This is a genomic window from Rhodanobacter sp. UC4438_H5 (assembly GCF_052978405.1).
In genome coordinates, this window is the sequence record NZ_CM129672.1 from 588,741 (window position 1) to 602,763 (window position 14,023).

7 protein-coding genes and 1 tRNA gene are annotated in these 14,023 nt (G+C 67.8%); 4 read left to right on the top strand and 4 right to left on the bottom strand.

The annotated features are described in order from the left end of the window. The first annotated feature begins 96 nt into the window (after positions 1 to 96). The 3 genes from ACVCL9_RS02650 (at position 97) to ACVCL9_RS02660 (ending at position 4,535) form a co-directional block, all read left to right on the top strand. A complete protein-coding gene (locus tag ACVCL9_RS02650; RefSeq protein ID WP_447099224.1) occupies positions 97 to 3,816 on the top strand; it encodes an EAL domain-containing protein in 3,720 nt (1,239 codons plus the stop codon). Between the two features lie 147 nt (positions 3,817 to 3,963). Next, positions 3,964 to 4,038, top strand: a tRNA-Val gene (locus tag ACVCL9_RS02655). A gap of 155 nt (positions 4,039 to 4,193) precedes the next feature. Further along, positions 4,194 to 4,535 (top strand): lipid-A-disaccharide synthase N-terminal domain-containing protein, encoded by a 342-nt coding sequence (locus ACVCL9_RS02660; RefSeq protein ID WP_395117545.1) that lies wholly within the window; start codon positions 4,194 to 4,196, stop codon positions 4,533 to 4,535. Between the two features lie 82 nt (positions 4,536 to 4,617). Here the strand turns inward: ACVCL9_RS02660 and metH are convergent, their stop codons facing one another. Genes metH through ACVCL9_RS02675 form a run of 3 tightly spaced genes read right to left on the bottom strand, consistent with a single transcriptional unit; the run spans position 4,618 to position 9,366 of the window. Further along, the gene (gene metH / locus ACVCL9_RS02665) at positions 4,618 to 7,317 is read right to left on the bottom strand and encodes a methionine synthase (protein WP_447099223.1); all 2,700 of its coding nucleotides are present in this window, start codon (positions 7,315 to 7,317) and stop codon (positions 4,618 to 4,620) included. Next, the gene (locus ACVCL9_RS02670; protein ID WP_447099222.1) at positions 7,314 to 8,411 is read right to left on the bottom strand and encodes a homocysteine S-methyltransferase family protein; all 1,098 of its coding nucleotides are present in this window, start codon (positions 8,409 to 8,411) and stop codon (positions 7,314 to 7,316) included. Before ACVCL9_RS02670 ends, metH begins: the two co-directional genes overlap by 4 nt. Positions 8,412 to 8,436: 25 nt before the next feature. Further along, positions 8,437 to 9,366 (bottom strand): ArsR/SmtB family transcription factor, encoded by a 930-nt coding sequence (locus ACVCL9_RS02675; protein WP_447099221.1) that lies wholly within the window; start codon positions 9,364 to 9,366, stop codon positions 8,437 to 8,439. A 99-nt stretch (positions 9,367 to 9,465) separates the two neighbouring features. Here ACVCL9_RS02675 and ACVCL9_RS02680 point away from each other — a divergent pair, with 99 nt between their 5' ends. Then, positions 9,466 to 10,659 (top strand): acyl-CoA dehydrogenase family protein, encoded by a 1,194-nt coding sequence (locus tag ACVCL9_RS02680; RefSeq protein ID WP_395121363.1) that lies wholly within the window; start codon positions 9,466 to 9,468, stop codon positions 10,657 to 10,659. Between the two features lie 192 nt (positions 10,660 to 10,851). Here the strand turns inward: ACVCL9_RS02680 and ACVCL9_RS02685 are convergent, their stop codons facing one another. Then, positions 10,852 to 14,019 carry a multidrug efflux RND transporter permease subunit gene (locus tag ACVCL9_RS02685; protein WP_447099220.1) on the bottom strand — a complete coding sequence of 1,056 codons (3,168 nt, stop codon included), beginning with the start codon at positions 14,017 to 14,019 and terminating at the stop codon, positions 10,852 to 10,854. Between the last annotated feature and the right edge of the window lie 4 nt (positions 14,020 to 14,023).

The window sequence follows — 14,023 nt, forward strand, 5'->3', positions numbered from 1 at the left end:
CACCCACGACTGCCGCTTTGCCGGTGACTCCCGGCTTGTGCGGCAGGCAAACGCGCCGACACGATCCACGACGACGGGGAGCCGCCGAGGGAGTCCATGCCGAACCGAGCTGCCGTGCCCGGCGAACTGCGCGAGCGCTTCTATCGAAGCGTGGCGGAAACCTTGAGCCTGTTGCATGCCGCTCCCGGTCACGATCGCCGCCGGGCACTGCTGGAAGTCAGCCGCATCCTTGCTGCCACCATGAAGCTGCCGTTGGTGTGGATCGGCAGGCGCGAGAGCAACATGCACGCGGTCGAGGTGCTGGCCGCCGCGGGGCCGGCGCAGGCCTATGCCGAGACCCTGCGCTTGAGCGACGCGATGGACGAGCCCGGCGGCCGCGGCCCGGTCGGCATCGTGCTGCGCGAGGAGCGCGCCCGCGTCACCCCGGTGGCCTCCGCCGAGTTTGCGCACTGGCGCGCCGCCGCCCGCCAGCACGGCTTCGGTGCCTGCATCGTGGCCGCCTCGCGTACCCGCGACGGCGGCCAGCTGGTGCTGGCCTCGTACTCGCGCGAGGGCGGCCCGGCGCTTGGCGAGGAGCTGCTGGACTGGGCCCAGCGCCTGGTCGACGAGCTGAGCCGGTTCTGGGACCACCAGATGCTGCTAGAACGCAGCATCCGCATGAGCCGTTACCGCGATGCGCAACGCACGATCCAGCGCGCGTTGCTGGAGCAACCCGACCCGGACGCGATCTATCCCACCTTGGCGCGTGCGCTGGCGGACATCGCCGGCGCTGCGGCGGTCGACGTGTTCGCCGCCGTGGAGGGCCAGGACACCTTGCGCCGGGTGGCCCTGGTCGGGCCGATCGCCGAGGTGATGCTGACCCTGCCGATGCCGCCGCGGCACCAGGACGGCCCGCGCACCATCGCGCCTACCCAGGCGTTCATGCAGGGCACGCCGGTCATCCGGCGCAAACCCACGGCAGGCACGCCGAGCGACAACCCCTGGCGCCCCGAGCTGAGCGAGCACGCCAGTGCGGTCGGCTGCTGGCCATTGTTTGCCGGGCCCGTCGATGGCACCGACCCGAATGCGCGCACGCCGACCGGCGTATTCGTGGTGGTGACCGCCGAACCCGATGCGTTCGACGAGGAGATGTGCCGGTTGCTCGACGAGATCGCCGACGCCGCCGGGCTCGCCCTGCGCCAGCATGCGCAGCGCCACGCCCTGCGCCAGGAGCAGGAGCGGCAGACGTACCTCGCCTCGCACGACGACCTCACCGACCTGCCCAACCGGCGCGCGCTGGATCGCCATCTGGACGCGGTGCTGGCCAGCGCGCGGCGGCAGGGGCGGCGGGTCGCGGTCGGTCTGCTCGACCTGGACGATCTCAAACCGATCAACGATCGCCACGGCCACGCGGTGGGCGACCGCGTGCTGGCCGAGGTGGCCGAGCGGCTGCGCCTGCTGCTGCGCGGCGGCGACTACGTGGCGCGCTTCGGCGGCGACGAGTTCGTGCTGGTGTTCGACGACCTGCAGCACGAGAGCGACCTGGACGACCTGCTGGAACGGATCGGTGCCGCGTTGCTGCAACCGGTGCCGATCGACGGCCGGCTGCTGCCGATCGGCGCCAGCCTGGGCATCGCCACCTATGCCAGCGACGGCCATGCCAGTGGCGAGCAGTTGCTGCGCCTGGCCGACCAGGCGATGTACCAGGTCAAGGCGCGCAAGCGCCATCGCACGCGCTGGTGGGCGATGGCGCGCTCCGACGGCGCGCTGGCCACGGTGGAACCGGAAGGGCCGGTCGCACCTTACGGCGAGCAGGCCACCATGTTGCTGCGGGCCTGCCGCGACAGCTGGCAGCCGCGGCTGCAGGCGGTGGTGGAGAGTTTCTGCGCGGCGCTGCTCCAGCACGAAGGCATCGGCACGCTGCTGCGCGCGTTGCCGGACGGCGAGTACCGCGCGCTCAAGCTGCACATGCTGGCGCATCTGCAGGTGCTGGCCCGCGCGGACCTGGACCTGGCCGCCCACCGCAAGCGCGCCACGCGCACCGGCCTGTTCCACGCCGCCTGCGGGCTGGAGGAAGTGTGGCTGCTGGAGGCGATCGAGCAACTGCGCGACGACCTGGTCACGGTGCTGGCCTCGGCCGACCGCCGCGCGCTGGACGTGGTGCTGCAACGGCTGGATGCCGAGCGGCATTGGCAGCTTGAAAGCATGCGCGCGCTGCAACGCCGGCGCATGGCGCTGCTGGCCCGGCTCAATGCGCTGGCGTGGTCGGCCGAGGGCTATCTTGGCCTGATCCAGGGCGTGGTCGACATCCTCGCCTCGCACCAGGAATTTGCCGCCTGCGCGGTGGGGCGCCCGGATGATTCCGGCCGGCTGACCTACGAGGCGGTAGCGGGCAATGCGTTTGCGGCCTACCTGCGCGCGCTGAGCGCGGGCGAGGCATTGCCGATCCGCGTCGATCCCGGTCACCCGGAGGGCGGCGGGCCGAGCGGGCGCGCCTGGCGCACGGTCAGCATCCAGCGCTGCGTGCATTTCGGCAGCGATCCGGCCATGGCCAGCTGGCGCGACATGGCGCTCGGGCTCGGGGTGGTCTCCAGCGTTTCGATCCCGCTGTGTCCGTCGCGCGACAACCCGGTGGTGGTGCTGTCGCTGTACAGCCCGTATGCCGGCGGCTTGCAGAGCGAGGATCAACGTGCCTTCGTGGAGCAGGTCAAGTCGGTGCTGGACCTTGCGCTGGCGCGGCTGTCGCCACCGCGGCAGGGCGCCGAATTGCTGCCGTTCTTCGTGCGCGAGCGCTGGCGCGCGCGGATCGCCACCGATGCCTTGCAGATGCACTACCAGCCGCTGATCCGGCTGGCCGACGGCGCGGTCACCGAGTTCGAGGCGCTGGCGCGCTTGCGCGACGTGGACGACCAGCTGCTGGCGCCGGGCCGCTTCCTGCCCGCGCTGGATGCCGATGACCTGATCGTGCTGTTCCGGCATGGCCTGGCGCTGGCCACCGCCTGCCGGCAATCGCTGTGCGGTGCGGGCCACCCGCTGGACATGTCGGTGAACGTGCCGGCGGCGGCGCTGGAAGATCCCCGCTACGGCGCGGCTGCCGCCGCGGTCCTCGCCGACAGCGGTTGCCCGCCCGCGGCGCTGCTGCTGGAGATCCTCGAATCCCCGCTGGCCAGCGAACACCCCGGCTCGCTGGACGAGCCGGGCATGCAATCGCTGAAGGCGCTGGGCGTTCGGCTGGTCGAGGACGACCTCGGTGCCGGCTACAGCTCGCTGATCCGGCTGCGCCAATGGCCGTTCGACCGCATCAAGATCGACCAGGCGATCGTGCTGCAGGCCCGACGCGACCCCTTGAACACGCTGCGTTTCATCCGCCAGCTGATCCGCATCGGCAACGACCTGCGGCTGGAGGTCGTGGTGGAAGGGCTGGAAACGCCCGACCTGATCGAGGCGGCCTCGCTGCTGGGCGCCGATTTCGGCCAGGGCTACGCACTGGCCCGGCCGATGCCGGCCGAGGCGCTGCAAGGCTGGCTGCGCGCGCATCGCCCCGCTCCGCGGGCGCAAGTCCCGCTCACCAGTCTCGGCGCGCTGGCCGGCGAGTTGCTGTGGGAGGAGCAATTCGTCGCGCTGCCGGCCGAGTCCGCGTTCTGGGCCACCCACAGCGGACGCACCTGCGGCCCCGGCGAATACTTCCACCTGGCCGATCTCGACGACAGCCTGGGCGCCAGCCACCACGCCATGCACGTAGCCGCGCTGAAAGGCCCGCAAGACCCGCACTACCGCCGCCTGCGCGAAACGTTTCTGGCCGCACTGGTCGCCCACGTGCTCGAATCGTCGGGCTGATCGTGCCGGGGCAGGCGAGATCCGTGTCGCTTGCCCGGCCCAGCCATTGATCACCGGGCGCCGGCCATCCCAGCGTCGGCGCCGCGCCGGAGTTCGCGCGATGGTTGACCGGCTCGGCATGTATCCCTAAAATTGCGCGTTCTCGGCGGGCGATTAGCTCAGCGGTAGAGCACTGCCTTCACACGGCAGGTGTCGCAAGTTCGATCCTTGCATCGCCCACCATACAGAATCGCGAAAAGGCCACCCAGCGGGTGGCCTTTTTCGTGTTCGCGGCGAAGGAGACGGCCTTGCCGATCGCCGCCGGCTGCGGCGGCGTGCAAGGAGCGATGGTGGCGAATTGCTAGACTTGGCGCCTTTCCCGACGCAAGCGCACGCTCATGGCATTCCTCGACACCGAACTGGTTCGCATCCTTCACGCGCTGCAGCAGTTCGAGCTGACGCCGTGGAAGATCGTCGGCTTCGCCGGCACGCTGATGTTCACCAGCCGCTGGTTCGTCCAGCTCTACTACACGCGCAAGTACAAGCGCGTGGTGATGCCGCTGGCGTTCTGGTGGCTGTCGGTGTGCGGCAGCGTGTTGCTGCTGGCGTACTTCGTGTTCGGCAAGAACGACTCGGTGGGCATCCTCTCCAACTTCTTCCCGGTGTTCGTGTCGGTCTACAACCTGGTCGTTCACCTCCGCCATCGAAAGAACGGCATGACCGGCGACGCCACCGCTTGAGTTGGCGTAGGGCGGGCACTGCCCGCCGCCCTCGTCACGAGCAAGAGCCGGCGGGCAGTGCCCGCCCTACCCGGGCGGCCGGTCAATCCGGGTCGTAGTCGAGGTTGGCGGCGAGCCAGCGTTCGGCCTCGGCCTGGCTCCAGCCTTTGCGTTTGGCGTAGTCCTGCACCTGTTCCAGGCCCAGGCGGCCGACCACGAAGTACTGGCTGCCGGGGTGCGAGAAGTACCAGCCGGAGACGGCGGCTGCCGGATACATCGAGAAACCTTCGGTGAGTATGATGCCGGCGTTGTTCGTGGCGTCGAGGAGCTTGAAGAGCGTCGCCTTCTCGGTGTGATCGGGACAGGCCGGATAGCCGGGGGCGGGGCGGATGCCCTGGTATTTCTCGGCGATCAACGCCTCGTTGTCGAGGCTTTCGTCGGGCACGAAACCCCAGAACTCCTTGCGCACGCGCAGGTGCATGCGTTCGGCGAAGGCTTCGGCGAGGCGGTCGGCCAGCGCTTTCAGGATGATCGCGGAGTAGTCGTCATGGTCGGCGTGGAAGCGCTCGAGGTGCGGCTCGATGCCGAGGCCCGCGGTGACGGCAAAGCCACCGATCCAGTCGGGCTTGCCGAACGACTTCGGCGCGATGAAATCGGCCAGGCACAGGTTGGGCCGTTCCACCGGCTTGTCGGCCTGCTGGCGCAGGTGGTGCAGCGTGGCCAGCGGCTGGGTGCGGGTGTCGTCGGTGTAGATCTCCACGTCGTCCATGAGGTTGGCGGCCGGCCAGAAGCCGATCACCGCGCGGGCCTTCAGCCACTTCTCGTTGACGATCTTGTCCAGCATCGCCTGCGCGTCGGCGAACAGTTCGCTGGCCTGCGTGCCGACCACGGCGTCGGTGAGGATGGCGGGGTAGTGGCCGGCCAGTTCCCAGGCCTGGAAGAACGGTGTCCAGTCGATGGTTTCGCGCAGCTCGGCCAGCGGGTAGTCGTCGAACACGGTGAGGCCGGGCTGCACCGGCTGCGGCGGGTCGTAGTTGGCCCAGTCGCAGCTGAAGCGGTTGCCGCGTGCGTGCGCCAGCGTCACCAGTTTCTTGCCGGGGCCGCGGTGCTTGTGGCGCTCGCGCACCTCCGCGTACTCGCTGCGCACCTTGGCCAGGAAGCCGTCGACCAGCTCCTTGCTGACCAGCGACTGCGCCACGCCGACCGCGCGCGAGGCATCCTTCACCCACACGCAGGCGGTTTCGTAGTGCGGCTCGATCTTGATCGCGGTGTGCGCGCGCGAGGTGGTGGCGCCGCCGATCAGCAGCGGGATGCTGAAGCCGCGCCGCTTCATTTCGCGGGCGACGTTGGCCATCTCCTCCAGCGAAGGGGTGATCAGGCCGGAGACGCCGATCATGTCGGCCTTCTCCTCGATCGCGGTGTCGAGGATCTTCTGCGCCGGCACCATCACGCCGAGGTCGATCACCTCGAAGTTGTTGCAGGCGAGCACCACGCCCACGATGTTCTTGCCGATATCGTGCACGTCGCCCTTGACCGTGGCCATCACGATCTTGCCGTTGCTCTTGCTGGTGTTGCCGCTGAGTTTTTTCTCCTCTTCCATGAAGGGCAGCAGCCAGGCCACCGCCTTCTTCATCACACGGGCGGATTTCACCACCTGCGGCAGGAACATCTTGCCGGCGCCGAACAGGTCGCCGACCACGTTCATGCCGTCCATCAGCGGACCTTCGATCACGTCCAGCGTGCGGGTGACGGTCTGGCGCACTTCCTCGGTGTCTTCCACCACGAACTGGTCGATGCCGTGCACCAGTGCGTGTTCCAGCCGCTTGCGCACCGGCAGTTCGCGCCAGGCCATGGCGTTGCTATTGTCCTGCTCGCGCGCGCCTTTCTTGTGCTTCTCGGCGATCTCCATCAGCCGCTCGGTGGCGTCGGCGCGGCGGTTCAGCACCACGTCTTCCACGCGCTCGCGCAGCTCGGGTTCCAGCTCGTCGTAGATCGCCAGCTGGCCGGCGTTGACGATGCCCATGTCCATGCCGGCCTGGATGGCGTGGTAGAGGAACACGCTGTGGATCGCCTCGCGCACGGCGTCGTTGCCGCGGAACGAGAACGAGACGTTGGAGACGCCGCCGGAGAGGTGCGAGTACGGGAAGCGTTTCTTCAGTTCCTTCGCCGCCTCGATGAAGTTCACCGCGTTGTCGGCGTGCTCCTCGATGCCGGTGCCGATCGGGAAGATATTGGAGTCGAAGATGATGTCTTCGGGCGGAAAACCCACTTCTTCGGTGAGCAGCTTGTACGAGCGCTCGCAGATTTCCAGGCGGCGCGGCACGCTGTCGGCCTGGCCGTTCTCGTCGAAGGCCATCACCACGGTGGCGGCGCCGTAGCGCAGGATTTTCCGCGCCTGCTCCAGGAATGGTTCTTCGCCTTCCTTCAGCGAGATGGAGTTGACCACGCCCTTGCCCTGCAGGCACTTCAGGCCGGCCTCGATCACGCTCCACTTGGAGGAGTCCACCATCACCGGGATCTTGGCGATGTCCGGCTCGGCGGCGATCAGGTTGAGGAACTTCACCATTGCCGCTTCGGAATCGAGCAGGCCTTCGTCCATGTTCACGTCGAGGATCTGCGCGCCGCTCTCCACCTGCTGGCGGGCCACTTCCACCGCTTCGTCGTAGCGGTCTTCCTTGATCAGCTTCTTGAACTTGGCCGAGCCGGTGACGTTGGTGCGCTCGCCGATGTTGATGAACAGCAGGTCGGGCGTGATGACCAGCGGTTCGAGGCCGGACAGGCGGGTGTGGCGCGTCATGGTCATGCGGCCTCCGCTTGATCGACGCAAGGCAGCGCACGCGGCGCGCAATCACGCACCGCCTCGGCAATCGCCCGGATGTGAGCCGGCGTGGTGCCGCAGCAGCCGCCGACCAGGTTGAGCAGGCCGTCGCGGGCGAAGTCGGCGATCACGCCGGCCATGTGTTCGGGCGTCTCGTCGTATTCGGCGAAGGCATTCGGCAGGCCGGCGTTCGGGTGGGTGCTGACATGGCTTTCGGCGATGCTCGCCAGGGTCTGGATGTGCGGGCGCAGGTCCTCGGCGCCGAGCGCGCAGTTGAAGCCGACCGACAGCGGCTGTGCGTGGCGTACCGAGTAGTAGAACGCCTCGGCGGTCTGGCCGGAGAGCGTGCGGCCGGAGCGGTCGGTGATGGTGCCGGAGATCATCACCGGCACGCGCGCGCCGCGCTGGTGGAACAGTTCGGACAGCGCGAACAGCGCGGCTTTCGCGTTCAGCGTGTCGAAGATCGTCTCGACCATGATCACGTCGGCGCCGCCGTCGATCAGGCCGCTGGCCGCTTCGGTGTAATTCGCCGCCAGCTCCTCGAAGGTCACGTTGCGGAAACCCGGGTCGTTGACGTCGGGCGACAGCGAGGCGGTGCGGCTGGTCGGGCCGAGCACGCCGATCACGAAGCGTGGCCTGTCCGGCGTCTTTGCCGTCATCGCGTCGCAGGCGGCACGGGCCAGCTTTGCGCCTTCCAGATTCAGCTCGTGGGCCAGGTGCTGCAGTTTGTAGTCGGACTGGCTGATGCGGGTGGAGTTGAAGGTGTTGGTTTCGACCAGGTCGGCGCCGGCGTCGAGGTAGGCATCGTGCACGCCGCGGATGATTTCCGGGCGGGTCAGGGTGAGCAGGTCGTTGTTGCCCTTGAGGTCGCAGCCCGGATGGTCATGGGCATGACCGTCGTGCGCGTGCGCGTGGCCGTCGTGGCCGTGCTCGAAGCGCTCGCCGCGAAAGCCCTCTTCGTCGAGGTGGTGCGCCTGCAGCATGGTGCCCATGGCGCCGTCGATGATCAGGATGCGTTGGCGCAGCGCCTGTTCCAGGGCGGCGACGCGATCGGGGTGGAGCCAGGGCAGGGTGTTCATTGCAACGTCCTTGCAGACAAGAGGGTCAGGCGCGCTTGCGCGCCAGCAGGCTGATGACTTCGAAATGCGGCGCCTTGCGCTCGCGGCTGAGCCGGTTGCCGCTGAGCACGTCGAGCCCGGCGCTGCGCGCGTAGCCTTCGAGTTGCTCGATGCGGAAACCGAGATTGCGGTGGTCGAACGGCTCGACCGCGGCGCGGTGGTCGTGCTGGCCCAGCGTCACGGCCAGCAAGCGGCCGCCGGGGCGCAGCAGGCGGGCGGCCTCGGCCACCGCCTTGGCGGGGTGTTCGGCGTAGGTCAGCGCGTGCAGCATCAGCACCAGATCGAAGCGCTGCTCGCCCAGCTCCAGCGCGTGCATGTCGCCCTGGATCACGCGCACGTTGGCGAACGACTTCAGTCGTTTCGCGGCGGCCTCGACCACGCGCTCGCTGGAATCGACGCAGACGATCGAGTGCGCATGCGGCGCCAGCAGCTCGGCGGTGATGCCGTCGCCGGAGGCGATGTCGAGCACGTCGCCGGTGCCCAGCAGCTGCAGCAGCGAGCGCGCCAGCGTTTCCCAGGTGCGGCCGGGCGAGTAATGGCGCTCCATGTCGCCGGCGACGGTGTCGGCCCAGCCTTCCTCGCGGGCGCGGTTGGCCAGCACGCCGGGTAGTCGTGCGGTGTCCTCGCGCAACAGGGCGTCGTCGATGCTGGCGCGCAGCGAAACCACCAACGCGTGCTGCGCCTCGTCGCCCTCGTTGTTGGCGCGGTAATAAGCCGAGACGCCGGCGCGGCGGTCGCGCACCAGGCCGGCTTCCTTGAGCTTGGCCAGATGCGTGGATACCCGTGGCTGCGCCAGATGCAGCACGGCGGCCAGTTCGGCCACGGTCAGCTCCTCGTTCTCCAGCAGGGCCAGCAGGCGCACGCGGGTGGGGTCGGCGAGCAGGCGCAACACGCTGGACGCGGTGGCCAAGTCCATGATTATCCCTGTATCGCGATATAAAGATGTATAGGCTAGGCCGGGCTTTGCCATGCGTCAAGCGGGCTGCGCGGGGCCGATCGGCCATTTGCCGCTAAAATCGGCGGCTCGATTGCCTCAAGGAGCCCACCCGTGGATTTCCGTTTTACCGAAGACCAGTTGTCGATCCAGTCGATCGCCCGTGATTTCGCGCACAAGCGCATCGCGCCGGTGGCGGCCGAGCTGGACGCGAAGGGCGAGTTTCCGCTGGAGAACATCCGCGAGATGGGCCGGCTCGGACTGATGGGCATCGAGGTGCCTGAGGCGTACGGCGGTGCCGGCATGGACCCGATCGCCTACGTGCTGGCGATGATCGAGATCGCTGCCGCCGACGCGGCCACTTCGACGGTCATGTCGGTGAACAATTCGCTGTTCTGCAACGGCATCCTCAAGCATGGCACCGAGGAGCAGAAACAGCAGTACGTGCGCGCCATCGCCACCGGCGAGGCGATCGGTGCCTATGCGCTGACCGAGCCGCAATCGGGCTCCGATGCCTCGGCCATGCATACCCGCGCCACCAGGAACGCCAACGGCGACTGGGTGATCAACGGCAAGAAGAGCTGGATCACCTCCGGCCCGGTGGCGCGCTACATCGTGCTGTTCGCGATCACCACGCCGGGCATCGGCGCCAAGGGGGTGTCGGCCTTCATCGTCGATACCCGGCTGCCCGGCTTCCACGCCGGCAAGACCGAGCCCAAGCTCGGCATCCGCGCCTCGGCCACCTGCGAGATCGAGTTCACCGATTACGTGTTGCCAAAAGCCAATTTGCTGGGCGAGGAGGGCAAGGGCTTCTCGATCGCGATGGGCGTGCTCGATGCCGGACGCATCGGCATCGCCTCGCAGGCGGTCGGCATTGCCCGCGCCGCGTACGAAGCCACGCTGCAGTGGTCGCGCGACCGCAAGGCGTTCGGCCAGCCGATCGGCACCTTCCAGATGACCCAGTCCAAGATCGCCGACATGAAGTGCAAGCTCGATGCGGCCACGCTGCTCACCCTGCGCGCCGCGTGGACCAAGGGCGAGGCCGAAAAGCACGGCGGCCGCTTCGGCACCGAGGCGGCCGTGGCCAAGCTCACCGCCTCCGAAGCGGCGATGTGGATCGCCCACCAGGCCGTGCAGATCCACGGCGGCATGGGCTATTCGAAGGAAATGTCGCTGGAACGCTACTTCCGCGACGCCAAGATCACCGAGATCTACGAAGGCACCAGCGAGATCCAGCGGCTGGTGATTGCGCGGGCGGAGACGGGATTGCGGTGAGGCAGGGAATCGGGAATAGGGAATAGGGAATGGGGAATCGGACGAGCATGCGGCAGGCGCAATCCGGTTGATTGAGGCTCCGCCGCTCTCAAGGGAAACAAAAAACGCCCCGGCTGATACCGGGGCGTTTTTGTCAGGGGCTTGCGGGGCGTGCTTTTCCGATTCCCTATTCTCGATTCCCTATTCCCGGCTTCAAAGCCCCCGCTGCGGATCGGAGTCGAAGGTGTGTGGCCCCTGGATGCCCGGGTGGTCGTGGCCATCGAGTCTGTCGCCGAGCAGGCGACGCACCACCACGTAGAACACCGGGATCAGCAGCACGCCGAGGAAGGTGGCGAACAGCATGCCGCCGATCACGCCGGTGCCGATGGCGTGGCGTGCGTTGGCGCCGGCGCCGGAGGAGACGAGCAGCGGGAACACGCCGAGGATGAAGGCCAGCGAGGTCATCAGGATCGGGCGCAGGCGCAGGCGGGCTGCGTCGACCGTGGCCTCGCGCAGGCTGCGTCCGGCCTGCTGCTCGGCCACCGCGAATTCCACGATCAGGATCGCGTTTTTCGCGGCCAGGCCGATTACCGTGATCAGGCCGATCTTGAAGTAGATGTCGTTGGGAAGGCCGCGCAGCAGGGTGAACACCACCGCGCCCAGGAACGCCAGCGGCACGATCAGCAGCACCGAGACGGGGATCGACCAGCTTTCGTACAGCGCGGCCAGCGCCAGGAACACGATGAAGATCGACAGCACCATCAGCAGGGTAGCCGCGTTGCCGGAGAGGATCTCCTGGTACGACTGCCCGGTCCAGTCGTAGCCGAAGCCCTTGGGCAGGTCGTTGCGGATGATCCGTTCCATCTCGCTCATTGCCTCGCCCGAGGCGTGCCCGGGCGCCGGCGAGCCGACGACCTCGACCGCCGAGTAGCCGTTGTAGCGGGTCAGCGAGGGCGATGACACGTCCCACGTCGAGTGCACCACGTTGGCCAGCGGGATCATCTGCGCGGTGCCGTCGCCGGCCAGCTTGGAGCTGGGCGTGAAGATGTGCTGCAGCGCATCCGGGCCCATGCGGTAGGGCGCGTCGGCCTGCATGATCACGCGCTTGATGCGCCCGCCATAGGTAAAGTCGTTGACGTACACCGGCGCCAGCATCAGCCCGATCGCGTTGTAGATGTCGCCGATCGACAGGCCCATCGACTGCGCCTGCACGCGATCCACCTGCAGGTGCAGCTGCGGTGCTTCCTCCAGCTCGTTCGGACGCACGCCGGCCAGCTTGCTGTCCTGGTTGGCCTTGCCGATCAGGGTGTTGCGTGCCGCGGTCAGGGCGTCGCGACCGGCACCGCTGCGGTCCTGCAGGTACATGTCGAAGCCGCCGAACTGGCCCAGCCCCTGCACGGTGGGGATGTTGATCACGAAGATGCGCGCATCGCGGATCTGGTGCAGCTTGCGGTTGGCGCGCTGGATGAACTCGCTGGCGCCGACATCGCGGTCGGCCCAGTCCTTGAGCTTGATGAAGGCCATGCCGGCGTTCTCGCCGGAGCCGATGAAGCTGAAGCCGGTGACCTGCATCACCCCGTCCACCGCGGGGTCCTTGCGCAGGATGTCGCGCATCTGCGTCATGACCTCGGTGGTGCGCTGCTTGGTTGCGCCCGGCGGCAGCTGGATCACCGACATCGCGTAGCCCTGGTCTTCCTCCGGCAGGAAACTGCCGGGCAGGCGCGTGTAGAGGAAGCCGCCGAGCAGCGCGACCACCACGAACGCCAGCATCCACCGCGGCGCGTGGCCGATCGCGACGCCCACGTGGCGGGTATAGGTGTGCGTGGTCCAGTCGAACAGCCGGTTGAACTTGCGATAGACGACGTTCTTCTTCTTCTCGTGCTCCGGCTGCAGGAAGCTGGCGCACAGCGCCGGCGTGAAGCTCAGCGCGAGGAAGGCGGAAAAGCCCATCGACAGCGCGATGGTCAGCGCGAACTGCTTGTAGATGATGCCGGAGGCGCCGGGCTGCAGCGACGAGGGCACGAACACCGCCGCCAGCACCACGGTGATCGCCACCACCGCGCCGGTGATCTGGCCCATCGCCTTGCGCGTGGCATCCTTCGGCGAGAGACCCTCCTCGGTCATGATGCGTTCGACGTTCTCGATCACCACGATCGCGTCGTCGACCACGATGCCGATCGCCAGCACCATGCCGAACAGGGTCAGCTGGTTGATGGTGAAGCCGAGCACCAGCATGCCGAGGAAGGTGCCGAGCAGGGCCACCGGAATCACCAGGGTGGGGATGATGGTGGCGCGGAAGTTCTGCAGGAACAGCAGCATCACCAGGAACACCAGCACGATCGCCTCGATCAGCGTGTGCACCACCTCGTTGATCGAGATGGTCACGAAGGTAGTGCTGTCGTACGGGCTGAACCAGGTCACGCCCGGCGGGAAGCTGGGCGCCAGCTCATCCATCTTGGCGCGCACCGCGGTGGCCACGTTGAGCGCGTTGGCGCCAGGCAGCAGCTGGATCGCGAAGGCGCCGATCGGCTTGCCGTCGTACTGGGTATCGAAACCGTAGTTGCCGGGCCCGAAGCTGATGCGCGCCACGTCGCCCAGGGTGACGGTGGTGCCGTCGGTGTTGGTGCGCAGGATGATCCCGGCGAACTGCTGCGGCGTGGTGAAACGGCCTTCGGTCGACACCGTGGCGCTGAAACCCTGGCCGGGGATGGCCGGGTCCGCGCCCAGCGCGCCGGCGGCGAACTGCACGTTCTGCGAACGCACGGCGGCGAGCACCTGGCTGGCCGACAGATTGTAGCCGTGCAGCTTGTCCGGGTTGAGCCAGATGCGCATGGCGTACTCGGAGCCGAACTGCCGCGTGCTGCCCACGCCCGGCACGCGCGAAATCTGGTCGAGCACCTGCGAGCCGACGATGTCGTTGAGGCGGTCGCGGTCGATGCCCGGGTTGGTCGATTGCAGCGCCACCACCATCAGGAAGCCGGCGTTGGCCTTGGCCACCACCACGCCCTGCTGGGTCACTTCGGAAGGCAGTCGCGGTGTGGCCAGCGCCACCTTGTTCTGCACCTGCACCTGGGCGATGTCGGGGTCGGTACCGCTCTCGAAGGTCAGCGTGATGCTGGCGCGACCGCTGGCGCTGGACGAGGAGCTGAAATACAGCAGGTGGTCGATGCCGGTCAGCTGCTGCTCGATGACCTGGGTGACCGTTTTCTCGGTGGTGTCGGCGCTGGCGCCGGGGTAGCTGGCGCTGACCGTGACCGACGGCGGCGCGATGTCCGGGTAGGATTCCACGCCCAGGTTGAGGATGGCCAGCACGCCACCGAGCGAAATCAGGATGGCGACCACCCAGGCGAAGACAGGGCGGTCGATGAAGAAGTTGGGCATGTCG